The sequence below is a fragment of the Vreelandella subglaciescola genome (assembly GCF_900142895.1).
Classification (GTDB): domain Bacteria; phylum Pseudomonadota; class Gammaproteobacteria; order Pseudomonadales; family Halomonadaceae; genus Vreelandella; species Vreelandella subglaciescola.
This window is the reverse complement of record NZ_LT670847.1, coordinates 1,554,670-1,569,902: the sequence shown is the minus strand read 5'-3', so window position 1 is coordinate 1,569,902 and position 15,233 is coordinate 1,554,670. Positions and strand designations below refer to the sequence as shown.

Here is a 15,233-nt window from a genome sequence, read left to right as displayed (position 1 = left end):
GAATACGATGTCCCAGATATGATCGTTTTGGTATCAGCGTTAACTGACGGATTCTTGTAATGAGGGTAGCCCCTTGAACGATATGGCAAAGAACCTGGTTCTGTGGTTGGTCATCGCGGCCGTTCTGCTGACCGTGTTCAACAACTTCAGTACGGAAAGCTCGCCTCAAGCCATGAACTATTCGCAGTTTGTGGAGCAGGTGCAAAATCAACAGGTACGCAGCGTCACCATCGATGGCTACACCATCAATGGTGAGCGCTCGGACGGCACTCAGTTTAAGACCGTGCGGCCTGCCGCGCAGGATCCCAAGCTGATGGACGACCTGCTGGCTAACAACGTAACCGTGGTCGGCAAGGCGCCCGAACAGCAAAGCATCTGGACACGACTGCTGATCGCGAGCTTCCCGATCCTGCTGATTCTGGGCATTTTCATGTTTTTCATGCGCCAGATGCAGGGCGGCGGCGGTGGCAGCGGCAAAGGCGGCCCAATGAGCTTTGGCAAGTCCAAGGCCAAGCTGTTGTCCGACGACCAGGTCAAGACCACCTTTGCCGATGTGGCCGGCTGTGACGAAGCCAAGGAAGAGGTCGGGGAGCTGGTCGAATTTTTGAGCGAACCGGGCAAGTTTGAGCGTCTGGGCGGCACTATCCCGCGCGGCGTGCTGATGACGGGGCCGCCCGGTACGGGTAAAACCCTGCTGGCCAAGTCGATTGCCGGCGAGGCCAAAGTGCCGTTCTTCTCCATCTCTGGCTCTGACTTTGTCGAGATGTTCGTGGGCGTGGGTGCCTCCCGTGTACGCGACATGTTCGAGCAGGCCAAAAAACAGGCGCCGTGCATCATCTTCATCGATGAGATCGACGCCGTAGGCCGCTCGCGCGGTGGTGGTATGGGCGGTGGCAACGACGAGCGCGAGCAAACGCTCAACCAGTTGCTGGTCGAAATGGACGGCTTCGAGGCCAACGAAGGCGTTATCGTGATTGCCGCGACCAACCGCCCCGACGTGCTTGACCCGGCGCTGCTGCGCCCCGGCCGTTTTGACCGCCAGGTCACAGTAGGGCTACCGGATATTCGCGGACGCGAACATATTCTGGGCGTGCACCTGCGCAAAGTGCCGCTGGGTGATGACGTCAAGCCGCGGCTGATTGCCCGCGGTACGCCGGGCTTTTCCGGCGCCGATCTAGCTAACCTGGTCAACGAGGCGGCGCTGTTCGCCGCGCGGGGCAACAAGCGCCTAGTGGGCATGGACGAGCTTGAGGAGGCCAAAGACAAGATCCTGATGGGCTCCGAGCGCAAGTCCATGGTCATGTCCGATAAAGAGAAGCTCAACACGGCCTACCACGAATCCGGCCATGCGGTCATCGGCCTGATCATGCCCGAGCACGACCCGGTGTATAAGGTGACGATTATTCCGCGCGGCCGTGCGCTGGGCGTGACCATGTTCCTGCCCGAGGAAGACCGTTACAGCCTCTCGCGTCAGCAGATCATCAGCCAGATTTGCTCGCTGTTTGGCGGCCGCATTGCCGAAGAAATGACGCTGGGCCCCAACGGTGTGACCACCGGCGCGTCCAATGACATCAAGCGTGCCACCGAGCTTGCCCACAACATGGTAGCCAAGTGGGGCCTGTCCGAAGAAATGGGGCCGATCATGTACGACGAGGACGAGTCCCACCAGTTCATGGGCGGCGGGCAGAGCGGCGGCATGCTGAAGTCCGGTGACACCACGACGCGCCTCGATAAGGAAGTGCGTAAAATCATCGACAGCTGCTATGAGCAGGCCTACAAGATTCTCGAAGACAACCGCGACAAGCTGGATGCCATGACCGAGGCGTTGATGAAGTACGAAACCATCGATGCCAGCCAGCTCAAGGACATCATGAACGGCCGTGATCCGCGTCCGCCCGAGGGCTGGGACGACGGTGATTCTTCCGGCGGCGGTCCGTCCCTCGACAAGGGTACCTCTGGCCCGTCTTCCTCTGTTGATGATGCGTCGGGCGACGACGGTGATGAAGACGACGAAACGCCCCGGCGTCGTCCGTCTGACCCGCTGGGCGGTCCGGCCGGCTCGTAACGGACTGCGGTTTTCCGACGAAGGCGCCTCACTTGAGGCGCCTTTTTTTGCTATTCTGCCGGTCATTGCCCTGTCATCGGGACCTTATGGTCAATCCCTTTTCACTGTTAACCGAGCCTTTGCATGCAACCACCCTTTGCCGCCTTGTCCGGCGATGTGCCGCCGCTATGTTGCGGGCATCACCGGCTGGACCTTTCCGTGCCCCGCGTGATGGGCGTGCTCAACGTCACGCCTGATTCCTTCTCTGACGGCGGCCGGCACAACGTGCTGGACGACGCGCTGCGCCATGCCGAGCGCATGCTGGCCGAGGGCGCGGCGATCATCGACGTCGGCGGCGAATCCACTCGTCCCGGCGCCGAGGTCGTCCCGGCGCAGCAGGAGCTTGACCGCGTAGCACCGGTAGTGGAAGCGCTGACCCGCGAGCTGGATGCGCTGGTATCGGTGGATACCAGCAATGCAGAAGTCATGCGCGAAGCAAGCGGTCTCGGCGCAGGCATGCTCAACGATGTGCGCGCGCTTGAGCGGGAAGGCGCGCTTGCGGCCGCGGCGCAAAGCGGCCTGCCGGTGTGTCTGATGCATCGCCAGGGCGAGCCGCAGACCATGCAGCAGGCGCCGGATTACGATCAGCCGATCGAAGACGCTGTTGTCGAGTTCCTGATGCAGCGAGTTGCCGCCTGTGAAGGTGCCGGACTGGGCCGCGAGCGTCTGCTGCTGGATCCGGGGTTCGGCTTTGGCAAAACCGTCGAGCATAATCTGCGCTTGCTGAATCGGCTTGAGGCCTTGGGCGAGCTGGGTTTGCCGCTGCTGGTGGGCATGTCGCGCAAGAGCATGATTGGCAAGGTGCTCGGGCGGCCGGTAGAGGAGCGGCTGGCCGGTGGGCTGGCGCTGTCAGCACTGGCCGTGGAGCGCGGCGCGAAGGTTCTCCGCGTTCACGACGTGGCCGCGACGGTGGATGCGGTCAATATGACGTGGGCGGTACTTAATGAGGACTATTGCGATATAACCACGGAGGTTAGCCAATGACGCGGCGCTATTTTGGTACTGACGGCATTCGCGGCAGGGTAGGGCGCGCGCCCATCACGGCCGACTTCATGCTTAAGCTGGGCTGGGCGGCCGGACAGGTGTTGCGTCGCGAAACGGGGCGCACCCGGGTGCTGATCGGCAAGGACACGCGCATTTCCGGCTATATGTTCGAATCTGCGCTGGAAGCCGGGTTTTCCGCCGCCGGCGTGGATGTCGCCCTGCTCGGGCCGATGCCCACGCCGGGTATTGCCTACCTGACCCGTACCTTTCGCGCTGAAGCGGGGGTGGTCATTTCCGCCTCGCACAACCCCTTTGACGATAACGGCATCAAGTTCTTTTCGGCCGAGGGTACCAAGTTGCCCGACGCCGTTGAAGAGCGTATTGAAAGCATGCTCGAGCAGCCGCTGACCACGGCGGATGCCGCCGATCTGGGCAAGGCGATGCGCATTCACGATGCGCCGGGGCGCTACATCGAGTTTTGCAAATCCACGCTGCCCGAGCGGCTGAGCCTGCACGGATTGCATATCGTGCTCGACTGCGCGAACGGGGCGACGTATCACATCGCGCCCAACGTGTTTCGCGAGCTTGGCGCCGAGGTGAGTGTGATCGGTGCCGAGCCCGACGGTGTGAATATCAATCGTGACGTCGGCTCAACGCATCCGGCATCGCTGCGCGCGGCGGTGATCCATCGCGGCGCTGATCTGGGTATTGCCTTTGACGGCGACGGCGATCGGGTGTTGCTCGTTGACTCGGACGGCCATGAAGTCGACGGCGACGATATTCTTTACCTGATCGCCCGGGACCGTCAGAGCCGCGGCGTGCTGAACGGCGGCGTGGTCGGCACGCTGATGACCAATTTCGGGCTGGCCATGGCGCTGGAACAACTCGATATTCCGTTTGAGCGCGCTAAAGTGGGCGACCGTTTTGTCATGGAGCGCATGGCCGTTAACGGCTGGGAGCTCGGCGGCGAGCCTTCCGGCCACGTCATTTGCGCGCATACGCAAACCACCGGCGATGGCATCGTCTCGGCGCTGCAGGTGGTGGCCATTATGATACGCAAAGGCGCGACGCTTCCGGCGCTGCTTGACGAGCTGGAAAAAGTCCCCCAGGCGCTGGTGAACGTACGCCTGCCGCCCGGTACGTCGGCGCAGGCCGTGATGGCATCGCCCGAGCTTGCCCGAGAGGTGGCTAAGATTGAGGCCCGGCTGGGTGAAGAAGGGCGCGTATTGCTGCGTCCCTCCGGCACCGAGCCGTTAATTCGCGTGATGGTTGAAGGTCGCGCGCATTTGGACGTTGACGGGCTGGCCAACACGCTTGCCGGGCAAGTCCAGGCGCTTTTGGGCTAGCACCTGCGGCTGCAGCGGTTGTCTTGCCATGGCCGCTCCTATACCATTTTGCGCAACCTTGAGAAGGAGCCTTGATGCGTACGCCACTAATCGCTGGTAACTGGAAGATGAACGGCTCTGTCGAGCGGATTCGCGCGTTTGGCGAGGCCTTCGCCAAGGCGGAATTTGCCGCCGCGCTGGATATTGCCGTAATCCCCCCGTTTCCTTATCTGGAGGCGGCGCGCCACGCGTTTTCAGGCACGCCGTTAACGCTGGGGGCGCAAACGCTTAACCCGCAGCCGGCAGGTGCGCATACCGGCGAAGTTAACGCTGCTATGCTGGCCGAGTTTGGCGTTACCTATGTGCTGGTGGGCCACTCCGAGCGCCGCCAGTGCTATGGCGAAACCAACGAGGATGCCTACCAGCGTGTACGTGCCGCGCTGGATGCCGGCCTGGTGCCGGTGCTGTGCGTTGGCGAAACGCTCGCTGAGCGCAACGCCGGTGCCACGCGGGACGTCGTGCTGGGGCAGGTGGCAGCGGTAATGCAGCGGTTGAATGCCGACCAGCGCGAGCGGTTGGTTATCGCCTACGAACCAGTGTGGGCAATAGGCACGGGGCTTACCGCAACGCCTGAAGAAGCGCAGGCGACGATGGGCGAGATACGCGCTTATCTGGTGACACTGGATAACGCCCTGGCCGAGACGCTAAGGCTCCTTTACGGCGGCAGCATGAAAGCCAGTAACGCGGCGGAGCTTTTGGCTCAGCCGGATATCGACGGTGGTCTGGTCGGCGGTGCTTCGCTCCAGATCGATGATTTTTTCGCTATTTGTCAGTCAGCAGGATAATTCCATGCAAGTTGCAATTCTCATGATTCACGTGGTGGTGGCGATCGCCTTGGTCGCGCTGATCCTGCTCCAGCAGGGCAAGGGCGCTGATGCCGGTGCCTCATTTGGCGGCGGTGCCTCGCAAACGGTGTTTGGTTCGAAAGGAAGTGGCAATTTCCTCTCGCGCTTTACCGGCTTGCTCGCGGCCTGCTTTTTTGTCACCTCGCTGGCGCTGGCTTACTTTGCCAGCCAAGCCGGCCAGGCACCCGAAGCCGGTATTCCCGACTCCAGGTTGGTCGAGCAGCAAAATACGCCGGCTGATGGCGCGAAATCGCTTGACGGTACCCAGAAGGATGTGGATAATACGGCGCCAGTGCTAGAGGAGGGCGGCGAGTAGTTTGCCGGCTTTTTTATAGCCTGATTTGTTGCCGAAGTGGTGGAATTGGTAGACACGCTACCTTGAGGGGGTAGTGACCTTACGGTCGTGCGGGTTCAAGTCCCGCCTTCGGCACCATCGCAAGATCAGCAGTACGGTAAGATCAGTAGTAGATAAAATGAGGTGAGGCGAAAAGTCAGCTTGACGAATCATTAGCAAGCGACTAGTATAGTCCACCTAGATTGATGCGGGGTGGAGCAGTCTGGTAGCTCGTCGGGCTCATAACCCGAAGGTCATCGGTTCAAATCCGGTCCCCGCTACCATTTGTTGAAGACATCAACCAAGTACAGTTTTTCAGACGATTCGTCAGAAAAGTATTTGCGCAGGATGCTTCAGGCAAGTTCTACAGAGCAGGCCATCAAGGCGCTTTGATAGACAAGCCAAGGCAATGGTATTACAGGTTTCTCGCAAAAAGCCCCTTCCTGTGAAGGGGCTTTTTGTTAGCAGCCTTTTTATTAGCGGCTTTGTTGCACTGGCTGCCTGGTTGCCCGCTGTGCCAGCGAACGTAATACACCACGCTGTCGCTGCGTGTATCACCCGTCCATGTGGGCAAGGCCAGTAAAAGAACGATCTCACTAGCGGATGTCTCCCGGGTTGCCGGAGGCACATTTCCGGTTAACGCCAATCAGCCCCCTGGCTTTTTCTCATGAACTCCTGGCCAGGTGCCTGATGCAACGGCTATAGGAGCTTTGTCTGTGGCCACGAAACACGCCGCACTTCACGCATTGATTGAACCTGTTGCTGCCGCCATGGGCTTTGAGCTATGGGGTATTGACTATCTTTCCCACGGTAAGCATTCACGTCTGATCATTTATATTGAGCGTGACAGTGGCGTCAGCGTGGGTGATTGCGCCGACATCAGCCGTCAGGTCAGCGCCGTTCTGGATGTGGAAGACCCGATTGCCGAGGCGTATCGTCTGGAGGTTTCCTCGCCGGGCATGGCGCGCCCTCTTTATACCCTCGATCACTTCAGCCGTTTTCAAGGCCATCAGGTCGCGCTCAAGCTGCGTACGCCGTTCGACGGACGACGCAAGTTCAGCGGCCTGCTCGCCGGTGTCGACGGCGACGAAGTGTTGCTGCAGCTTGACGGTGAAGAATACTGCTTTCCCATCGAAAGCATTGATCAGGCGAACATCGTGCCGCAGTTCGATAACTGACCGGGCGGACGCAACCGGCGCTTGGCCGGCTTGAGCACACAAGGACAGGTTTTGGCGAGGCAAACGCATGAGTAAAGAAATTCTAATGGTCGTTGACGCGATCGCAAATGAAAAAGGCGTCCCCCGCGATGTAATCTTCGAGGCGGTCGAAGCGGCGCTGGCCAGCGCCTCGCGCAAGCGCTTTGATCGTGAAGAGGCAAGCGTGCGGGTGCACATCGACCGCAGCAGCGGGGAATACGACACCTTCCGCTTCTGGACGGTTGTTGAAGACGACGAGTTTGAAACCCCCGATTACGAAATCAAGGAAACCATCGCCGAGCAGCGTGATCCGCCGCTGGCGCTGGGTGATATCGTTGAACACCAGATTGAAAACGCCGAGTTTGGTCGCATTGCCGCGCAAACGGCCAAGCAGGTCATCGTGCAGAAAGTGCGCGAAGCCGAGCGTGCCGAAGTCGTGCGTCAGTATGCCGACCGCGAAGGCGAGCTGGTTGCGGGTATCGTCAAACGCACCACCCGTGAAGGGCTGATCATTGATCTGGGCGACAACGCCGAGGCGTTTTTGCCGCGCAGTGAAATGATCCACGGCGAGCGCTACCGCATGAACGAGCGGGTGCGTGCGCTGCTGGTCAAGGTCGACCCGGAAGCCCGGGGCGCCCAGCTGCAGCTGTCACGGACCTGCCCGGAACTGATCATTGAGCTGTTCAAGATCGAAGTGCCGGAAATCGCCGAGCAGCTGATCGAAATCAAGGGTGCCGCGCGCGACCCCGGTTCGCGGGCGAAGATCGCGGTGAAAACCAACGATCGGCGCATTGATCCGGTCGGCGCCTGTGTCGGCATGCGCGGCTCGCGCGTGCAGGCGGTGTCCAGCGAGCTTGAAAACGAGCGCGTGGACATCGTGCTGTGGGACGACAATCCCGCGCAGCTGGTCATCAACGCCATGGCACCGGCCGACGTCGCCTCCATTCTGGTGGACGAAGACGCGGTAGCCATGGACGTGGCCGTCGCCGAAGACAACCTCGCCCAGGCCATTGGCCGCAGCGGGCAGAACGTGCGTCTGGCATCAGAGCTGACCGGCTGGCACATCAACGTGATGACCGAAGACGAGGCCGACTCCAAGCAGGAAGAGGAAGTCGATAGCCTGGTTGATTCCTTTATCCAGCACCTTGATATCGACGACGACGTTGCTCGTCTGCTGGTCGATGAGGGCTTTACCACGCTGGAAGAAGTGGCCTACGTGCCGCTTGAAGAGATGCTGGAAATTGAAGAGTTCGACGAAGAACTCATCGACGCGCTACGCGCACGAGCAAAAGACGAGCTGCTGACGATGGCGATTGCCTCGGAAGAAGCGCTGGACGGCGCCCAGCCTGCCGAAGACTTGCTCACGATGGATGGCATGGAACGCCACCTGGCCTTTACGTTGGCCAGCCGCGGCATTGTTACCATGGAAGACCTGGCCGAGCAGTCTGTCGACGATCTGGTCGATATCGAAGAGTTGGACGAAGCGCGCGCAGCGGCATTGATCATGACTGCCCGTGCGCCCTGGTTCGAAGACGAAACCGAATCCGATTCGAACACACAGTAAACAGGTCACGGGCTGAGGAGGGTCAAGAATGTCAGACATGACAGTAAAAGATTTTGCAGCGAAGGTGGGCCGCGATGCGTCCCGTCTACTCGAACAGATGAACGAAGCCGGTCTCAAGCATACGGCGGAAAGCGATGCGGTGTCGGAAGACGACAAGCAAACCCTGCTTAACTCGCTGAAGAAAAGCCACGGCGGCGATGAGGCCAATAAAGGTCGCATCACGCTGACGCGCAGGACCCGCAGCCGCATCAAGACCGGCGAGCGCGGCAAAACCATTGACGTTCAGGTGCGCAAGAAAAAGACCTACGTCAAGGGTGCCGAAGAGGACAAGCCCAAGGCGCCGGAGCCCAAGCACAGCGGTCCGCGCCAGCTGGTAGGCGACATGGCCGTCGCCGAAGCCGAACGCAAAGTGCGCGACGCCGAAGAGCAGAAAGCCGCTGCCGCCCAGCGCGCCGCCGATGAAGCCGAGCGCACGCTCGCCGCGGAAAAGGCCAAGGGCGCGGATATTCCCACCGAGCTTCAGGTGCCGGTGCCCGACTTTGACAACAGCAGCGCCTCAGGCGACGACATGCCGCCGGCACCGCCCAAGGAAGGCCGTACCGATCGCCGCAGCGCGCCGCCGAAAAAGACCGCGGCCAAGAAAAAAGGCCGTCGCGACGAGAGCGATTCGCGCAACGATCGCGAAGAGCGTCGCCGCGGCGGCAAGAAGGCCAAGCGCGCCGAGCGTCGTGGCGGTAGCCGTCGCGGTGGCAGCCAAGGCGGCGGCAAGCACGGTTTCCAGAAACCGACGCAGCCGATCGTGCGCGAAGTCTCTATCCCTGAGTCGATCAGCGTCGCTGAGCTGGCCGACAAGATGTCGATCAAGGCCAACGAAGTGATCAAGTCCATGTTCAACATGGGCGCGGCGGTCACCATCAACCAGACCATCGACCAGGAAACGGCGGTGATTGTGGTCGAGGAAATGGGTCACAAGCCCAAGCTGGTCAAGGACGACGCGCTGGAGATGGAAATTCTCGACAGCGTGTCCTACGAAGGCGAAGAAATCACCCGTGCGCCGGTCGTGACCGTCATGGGTCACGTCGACCACGGTAAAACCTCGCTGCTCGACTACATCCGTAAGGCGAAAGTGGCGACCGGCGAAGCCGGCGGCATTACTCAGCACATCGGCGCCTATCACGTTGAAGGTAATAACGGCGGTGCCACCTTCCTGGATACCCCCGGCCACGCGGCGTTTACCGCCATGCGTGCTCGCGGTGCCAAGGCCACTGACGTGGTTATCCTGGTGGTGGCTGCCGATGACGGCGTGATGCCGCAGACCATCGAGGCGATTGAGCACTCCAAAGCCGCCGAAGTACCGATGGTGGTCGCGGTCAACAAGATCGATAAGCCCGGCGCGGATCCGGACCGGGTGAAGAACGAACTCTCCCAGTACGGCGTCATCTCCGAAGAGTGGGGCGGCGACACCCAGTTCGTCCACGTCTCGGCAAAAAACGGCGAAGGCATCGACGCGCTGATCGAAGCCATCCAGCTGGCGTCCGAAGTGCTCGAGCTGACAGCGGTTCCCGAAGCGCCGGGTAAAGGCGTGGTCGTGGAGTCGCGGCTGGACAAGGGCCGCGGCCCGGTGGCCACCGTGCTGGTACAAAACGGCACGCTGAAGAAAGGCGACATCGTTCTCGCCGGTCTGCATTACGGCCGCGTGCGCGCCCTGACCAACGAGCTGGGCAAGCAGGTCAACGAAGTTGGCCCGGCCATGCCCGTGGAAATCCAGGGGCTTGGCGGCACGCCGAATGCCGGTGATGATTTCATGGTCGTGGCTGACGACAAGAAGGCCCGCGAAGTGGCCAACTTCCGTCAGGGCAAATACCGTGAAGTTCGCCTGGCCCGCCAGCAGAAATCCAAGCTTGAGAACATGTTCAGCCAGATGGAGAAAAACGAGACCGCCAAGGTCAACGTGGTTCTCAAGGCTGACGTGCAAGGCTCGCTGGAGGCCATCCGTGGCGCTCTGGAAGAGCTCTCCACCGATGAAGTGGAGGTCGCGGTCGTGTCCTCGGGCGTCGGCGGTATTACCGGCACCGATGCCAACCTGGCGCTGGCCAGTGAAGCGATTGTGGTCGGCTTTAACGTGCGTGCCGACGTCGCCGCGCGTGAGATTATCGAACGCGAAGGGCTGGACCTGCGCTACTACAGCGTTATTTACCAGCTGATCGACGAAGTCAAGCAGGCCATGAGCGGTATGCTTGCACCGGATTGGAAAGAAGAAATCGTCGGCGTGGCCGAAGTGCGCGACGTGTTCCGTGCGCCGAAGATCGGCGCTGTGGCCGGCTGTATGGTGGTCGAAGGTACCGTACACCGTCACAAGAAGATCCGCGTGCTGCGTGACAACGTGGTGATTTACGAACGTGAGCTTGAGTCGCTGCGTCGCTTCAAGGATGACGTTCAGGAAGTCCGTAACGGCACTGAGTGCGGCATCGGCGTGAAGAACTACGACGATGTTCAGGTCGGCGACAAGATCGAAGTCTTTGACCAGGTGAAGGTCGAGCGCACCCTTTAAGGTCGCCAGGAGTCAACATGCGGGAATTCAAGCGTACTGACCGGGTTGCCGATCAGCTGCAAAAAGAGCTGGCGGTACTGATCCAGCGGGAAGTCAAGGACCCGCGTCTGGGCATGGTAACGGTAAGCGGCGTGACCGTGAGCCGTGACCTTGGCTATGCGGATGTCTACGTCACGCTGCTGGGCGAGCAGGCGCCCGAACGGGTGAAGGAAAATCTGCAGGTGCTCAAGCGCGCCGGCGGTTTTCTGCGCAGCCAGATTGCCCGCCGGGTGAAGCTGCGCCACGTGCCCGAGCTGCGCTTTCACTTTGATGAAAGCGTGGTCCGCGGTCAGGTGCTGTCGTCGCTGATTGAAGACGCCGTGGCAAGCGACCGCGCACGTAATCCTGACGGCGATAACGAGGGCGAAAGCGGCGGTGGCGACGGCGAGGAGCGCAGCTGATGGCGCGCCGTCGTCGCGGGTTGCCGGTGAACGGCGTGCTGTTGCTGGACAAGCCCCAGGGGCTTTCCAGCAACCACGCGCTGCAACGCGTACGGCGCTTGTTTCAGGCGCAAAAAGCGGGGCATACCGGCACCCTTGATCCGATGGCAACCGGCCTGCTGCCGATTTGTCTGGGCGAGGCGACCAAGTTCTCCGCCCACCTGCTGGAGGCCGACAAGGTCTACCGCACTCGGGTGGAGCTTGGCGTGATGACCGATACCGGCGATGCCGAGGGCGCCGTCATCGAGCGTCGCGAGGTGCCGGCCCTTGACGAAGCCACCGTCACAGAAGCGATAGCGCGTTTTCACGGTGAGATCGAGCAGATCCCTCCAATGTACTCGGCGCTCAAGCATCAGGGGCGCAAGCTTTATGAACTGGCGCGCGAGGGGCAGCACGTTGAGCGTGCAGCTCGGCGCATAACGGTGTATGATGCGCGCCTCACGGCGTTTGATGCCGTTATTGACAACGATGTTTTGAAGAACAGCGCCTTCGAACTTGAGGTTCGCTGCAGCAAGGGCACCTACATTCGTACGTTGGCAGAAGATATCGGCCTCGCCCTTGGTTGCGGTGCCCATATTTCAGCGCTCAGGCGGCTTGAAACCGGGCCGTTCGACGCCTCTGGCATATGGACGCTTGAGGCCCTTGAAGCATTGGCAGATCAAACCGCAAGAGAAGCCGAATTGATGGCGCCCGACGTGCTGGTAGATCACCTGCCGGCACTGGCGCTGGATGATGAGGCTTATCAGCGGCTGATTCATGGCCAAAAGGCCTTCCTGGACAACGCTTTGTCGGCAAGCGAGCTTGCCGACGAGGCGACGGTCAGGCTTTACCGCGATACCGCCTTTGTGGGTCTGGGGCGCATCGCGGGCAAGGCAGACGGCGTTACCACGGTGGCGCCGAAGCGGCTGTTAAGTAGCGCCGCTGACGCGTAGGGCGATCCGTTACCGGCTCGCTCTGCGGACGTTACCCGAGACTGCAAGTATGCGTGGTCTCATCCTCATTCATTTTTCAGGCATATTGCTTACTGGAGAGAAAGATGGCACTAACAGCTGAACAGAAAGCCGAGATTGTTACCGAATACGCACGTGGTGATGGCGATACTGGATCCCCCGAGGTTCAGGTAGCACTGCTGAGCGCCAACATCAACGGTCTGCAGGATCACTTCAAGACCAACAAGCAGGACCACCACTCGCGTCGTGGTCTGATCCGCATGGTAAACCAGCGCCGCAAGCTGCTGGATTACCTGAAGCGCAAGGATTACGGCCGCTACCAGACGATCATCCAGCGTCTGAGCCTGCGTCGCTAAACCGGGTACCTGCCGGTACTTTGCGTCGGGTACCCTCGAGGGCTTTATCCTGAGTTCCTGTGGGTGGTGGGCGTAGTAGCGAAAATCGTAGCGCAAACGGGTGGCCTTCGGGCTGCCCGTTTTTGTGTGTCTGGCGTTTAATTTGTCGACCATGCGCTCTATGCCGGGTAACGGCTGGTCGCAGCGCGGTGCAGCGCCTAGAATGGCCGTGAGTTATAAAACGACGAAAACGTATAGACAAGTTGCTCTCAACGCGAAAGGAAGTTGCCGTGAATCCGGTTAAAAAGACGTTCCAGTACGGTCGTAGCACCGTCACGCTCGAAACCGGGCGTATTGCCCGCCAGGCGTCCGGCGCCGTTATGGTTACCATGGACGACACCGTCGTGCTGTGTACCGTAGTCGCCAAAAAAGACGCCAAACCCGGCCAGCCGTTTTTCCCGCTGTCGGTTCACTACCAGGAAAAGACCTACGCCGTGGGCAAGATTCCCGGCGGTTTTTTCAAGCGTGAGGGGCGTCCTACCGAGAAAGAAACTCTGACCTCACGGCTGATCGACCGGCCCATTCGTCCGCTGTTTCCCAAGGGCTTCATGAACGAAGTTCAGGTGGTGTGTACGGTGCTGTCCACCGACCGCAACCACGACCCGGATATCGCCGCACTGCTCGGCACTTCGGCGGCGCTGAGTCTCTCGGGCGTGCCGTTCAGCGGTCCCATCGGCGCGGCGCGCGTGGCCTTTAATGAAGAGCAGGGCTATTTCCTCAACCCCACCGTTGAAGAACTCGCCACCTCCGAGCTGAACATGGTCGTCGCCGGCACCCAAAACGCCGTGCTGATGGTTGAGTCCGAAGCCCGGGAGCTGCTGGAAGACGAGATGCTCGGCGCGGTGCTTTACGGTCATCAGGAAATGCAGGTGGCCATCAGCGCGATCAGCGAGCTGGTAGCTGAGGCCGGCAAGCCGCGCTGGGAGTGGCAACCCGTGGCCGCCAACCCGACGCTGGCCGCCGCCGTTGCCGAAGCGTTTGAGCCAAAAATCGGTGAGGCCTACCGCATTACCGACAAGATGGCGCGTCAGGATGCGCTGTCTGCGCTGAAGCGCCAGGCTCAGGAGGCGCTGGGCGAGATTGACGGCGCGCCGGCTGGCAGTCGTTTCCCCGAGGCCGACGTCAAGATCGCTTTTGCGGCATTGGAAAAGCGCGTCGTACGTTCGCGGATCATCGGCGGTGAGCCACGCATCGACGGGCGCGACAACCAGACCGTGCGCCCGCTGGATATCGACGTCGGCGCGCTGCCCAAAACCCACGGCTCGGCGGTCTTTACCCGCGGCGAGACCCAGGCGATTGCGGTGGCCACTCTTGGCACCCTGCGCGACTCCCAGCTGATCGAGTCGCTGGAAGGCGATCGCAAAGACCGCTTTATGCTGCACTACAACTTCCCGCCATACTGCGTGGGCGAAGCGGGCTTCATGGGCGGCCCCAAACGCCGTGAAATCGGCCACGGCCGTCTGGCGCGCCGCGGCGTTGAAGCCATGCTGCCGTCGGCAGAGGCGTTTCCCTACACCATTCGCGTGGTCTCGGAAATCACCGAGTCCAACGGCTCAAGCTCCATGGCCTCGGTATGCGGCTCGTCGCTCGCGCTGATGGATGCCGGCGTACCGCTCAAGGCACCGGTGGCAGGTATCGCCATGGGGCTGGTCAAGGATGCCGATAGCTTCGCCGTGCTTACCGATATTCTGGGTGATGAAGATCACCTCGGCGACATGGACTTCAAGGTCGCCGGCTCCGCAGACGGTGTGACCGCCCTGCAGATGGATATCAAGATCGAGGGCATCAACGAAGAAATCATGGAAACGGCGCTGCAGCAGGCGCACAAGGCGCGCCTTGAGATCCTCGAGCAGATGAACGCGGTGATTGGTACCGGCCGCACCGAGGTGTCTGATAACGCGCCGTCCATGGTTACCCTCAAGATTGACTCGGGCAAGATTCGTGACGTGATCGGCAAGGGCGGTTCAATGATCCGCAAGATCTGCGACGACACCGGCGCCTCCATCGATCTGGACGACGACGGCACCGTGCGCATTTACGCCGAGGACAAGAAAGCTGCCAAAGCGGCCGTGGACACCGTGCTCGAGATTACCGCCGAGGCAGAAATAGGCAAGCTGTATCGCGGCAAGGTGGCACGCATTGCCGACTTTGGCGCTTTTGTGAACATCATGCCGGGGACCGACGGACTGGTGCATATTTCACAAATCGTCCCCGAGCGGGTCGAAAACGTGCGCGATTACCTCAATGAAGACGACGAGGTGGTGGTGAAAGTGCTCGATATTGACAACCGTAACCGAGTCAAGCTGTCGATCAAGGAAATCACCGAAGAAGACAAGGCCGCGTTTGCCGCCGCTGAAGCCGAGGCAGAAAGCGCAGCCGAAGCCGAAGCTGAAACCGCCAGCTAACCGCTGAAGCCGTGTTGCCCCTGCCCCCGTCGCCCCTGGCG

At 60.8% G+C, this 15,233-nt stretch carries 12 protein-coding genes and 2 tRNA genes; all 14 read left to right on the top strand.

Features of this window, described 5'->3' with window-relative positions; genetic code table 11:
* Positions 1 to 73 precede the first annotated feature (73 nt).
* The 14 genes from ftsH to pnp all read left to right on the top strand — a co-directional run bounded on the left by ftsH (position 74) and on the right by pnp (position 15,192).
* Positions 74 to 2,065 carry an ATP-dependent zinc metalloprotease FtsH gene (gene ftsH, locus B5495_RS07285; RefSeq protein WP_079552557.1) on the top strand — a complete coding sequence of 664 codons (1,992 nt, stop codon included), beginning with the start codon at positions 74 to 76 and terminating at the stop codon, positions 2,063 to 2,065.
* A 123-nt stretch (positions 2,066 to 2,188) separates the two neighbouring features.
* A complete protein-coding gene (folP, locus tag B5495_RS07280) occupies positions 2,189 to 3,088 on the top strand; it encodes a dihydropteroate synthase (RefSeq protein ID WP_079552555.1) in 900 nt (299 codons plus the stop codon).
* Positions 3,085 to 4,434 (top strand): phosphoglucosamine mutase, encoded by a 1,350-nt coding sequence (gene glmM, locus B5495_RS07275; protein WP_079552553.1) that lies wholly within the window; start codon positions 3,085 to 3,087, stop codon positions 4,432 to 4,434. Before folP ends, glmM begins: the two co-directional genes overlap by 4 nt.
* Before the next feature lie 74 nt (positions 4,435 to 4,508).
* Entirely contained in the window at positions 4,509 to 5,258 is a 750-nt protein-coding gene (tpiA, locus tag B5495_RS07270; protein ID WP_079552551.1) for a triose-phosphate isomerase, read from the top strand.
* A gap of 4 nt (positions 5,259 to 5,262) precedes the next feature.
* Complete coding sequence (secG, locus tag B5495_RS07265; RefSeq protein ID WP_079552549.1) at positions 5,263 to 5,634, top strand: preprotein translocase subunit SecG; 372 nt, start codon at positions 5,263 to 5,265, stop codon at positions 5,632 to 5,634.
* A 30-nt stretch (positions 5,635 to 5,664) separates the two neighbouring features.
* A tRNA-Leu gene (locus B5495_RS07260) sits at positions 5,665 to 5,751 on the top strand.
* A gap of 108 nt (positions 5,752 to 5,859) precedes the next feature.
* Positions 5,860 to 5,936, top strand: a tRNA-Met gene (locus B5495_RS07255).
* A gap of 432 nt (positions 5,937 to 6,368) precedes the next feature.
* Positions 6,369 to 6,830: a ribosome maturation factor RimP gene (gene rimP / locus B5495_RS07250; RefSeq protein WP_079552547.1), complete on the top strand. Its 462-nt coding sequence runs from the start codon at positions 6,369 to 6,371 to the stop codon at positions 6,828 to 6,830.
* Positions 6,831 to 6,897: 67 nt separating this feature from the next.
* Positions 6,898 to 8,412: a transcription termination factor NusA gene (gene nusA / locus B5495_RS07245; protein WP_079552545.1), complete on the top strand. Its 1,515-nt coding sequence runs from the start codon at positions 6,898 to 6,900 to the stop codon at positions 8,410 to 8,412.
* A 28-nt stretch (positions 8,413 to 8,440) separates the two neighbouring features.
* A complete protein-coding gene (infB, locus tag B5495_RS07240) occupies positions 8,441 to 10,963 on the top strand; it encodes a translation initiation factor IF-2 (RefSeq protein ID WP_079552543.1) in 2,523 nt (840 codons plus the stop codon).
* Between the two features lie 17 nt (positions 10,964 to 10,980).
* Entirely contained in the window at positions 10,981 to 11,403 is a 423-nt protein-coding gene (gene rbfA / locus B5495_RS07235) for a 30S ribosome-binding factor RbfA (protein WP_079552542.1), read from the top strand.
* Positions 11,403 to 12,374, top strand: a complete 972-nt coding sequence (gene truB, locus B5495_RS07230) for a tRNA pseudouridine(55) synthase TruB (RefSeq protein WP_079552540.1) — start codon at positions 11,403 to 11,405, stop codon at positions 12,372 to 12,374. The genes rbfA and truB overlap by 1 nt, the downstream gene beginning before the upstream one ends.
* A gap of 104 nt (positions 12,375 to 12,478) precedes the next feature.
* On the top strand, positions 12,479 to 12,748 hold the full coding sequence (gene rpsO / locus B5495_RS07225) for a 30S ribosomal protein S15 (RefSeq protein ID WP_079552539.1): 270 nt from the start codon (positions 12,479 to 12,481) through the stop codon (positions 12,746 to 12,748).
* 269 nt (positions 12,749 to 13,017) lie between these two features.
* Complete coding sequence (pnp, locus tag B5495_RS07220; protein WP_079552537.1) at positions 13,018 to 15,192, top strand: polyribonucleotide nucleotidyltransferase; 2,175 nt, start codon at positions 13,018 to 13,020, stop codon at positions 15,190 to 15,192.
* The last annotated feature ends 41 nt before the right edge of the window (positions 15,193 to 15,233 follow it).

Bases quoted from the DNA above. Each gene is read 5' to 3' on its own strand.
- infB (WP_079552543.1), top strand. From the start codon at position 8,441: ATGTCAGACATGACAGTAAAAGATTTTGCAGCGAAGGTGGGCCGCGAT.
- nusA (WP_079552545.1), top strand. From the start codon at position 6,898: ATGAGTAAAGAAATTCTAATGGTCGTTGACGCGATCGCAAATGAAAAA.
- tpiA (WP_079552551.1), top strand. From the start codon at position 4,509: ATGCGTACGCCACTAATCGCTGGTAACTGGAAGATGAACGGCTCTGTC.
- truB (WP_079552540.1), top strand. From the start codon at position 11,403: ATGGCGCGCCGTCGTCGCGGGTTGCCGGTGAACGGCGTGCTGTTGCTG.
- rpsO (WP_079552539.1), top strand. From the start codon at position 12,479: ATGGCACTAACAGCTGAACAGAAAGCCGAGATTGTTACCGAATACGCA.
- glmM (WP_079552553.1), top strand. From the start codon at position 3,085: ATGACGCGGCGCTATTTTGGTACTGACGGCATTCGCGGCAGGGTAGGG.
- secG (WP_079552549.1), top strand. From the start codon at position 5,263: ATGCAAGTTGCAATTCTCATGATTCACGTGGTGGTGGCGATCGCCTTG.
- rbfA (WP_079552542.1), top strand. From the start codon at position 10,981: ATGCGGGAATTCAAGCGTACTGACCGGGTTGCCGATCAGCTGCAAAAA.
- folP (WP_079552555.1), top strand. From the start codon at position 2,189: ATGCAACCACCCTTTGCCGCCTTGTCCGGCGATGTGCCGCCGCTATGT.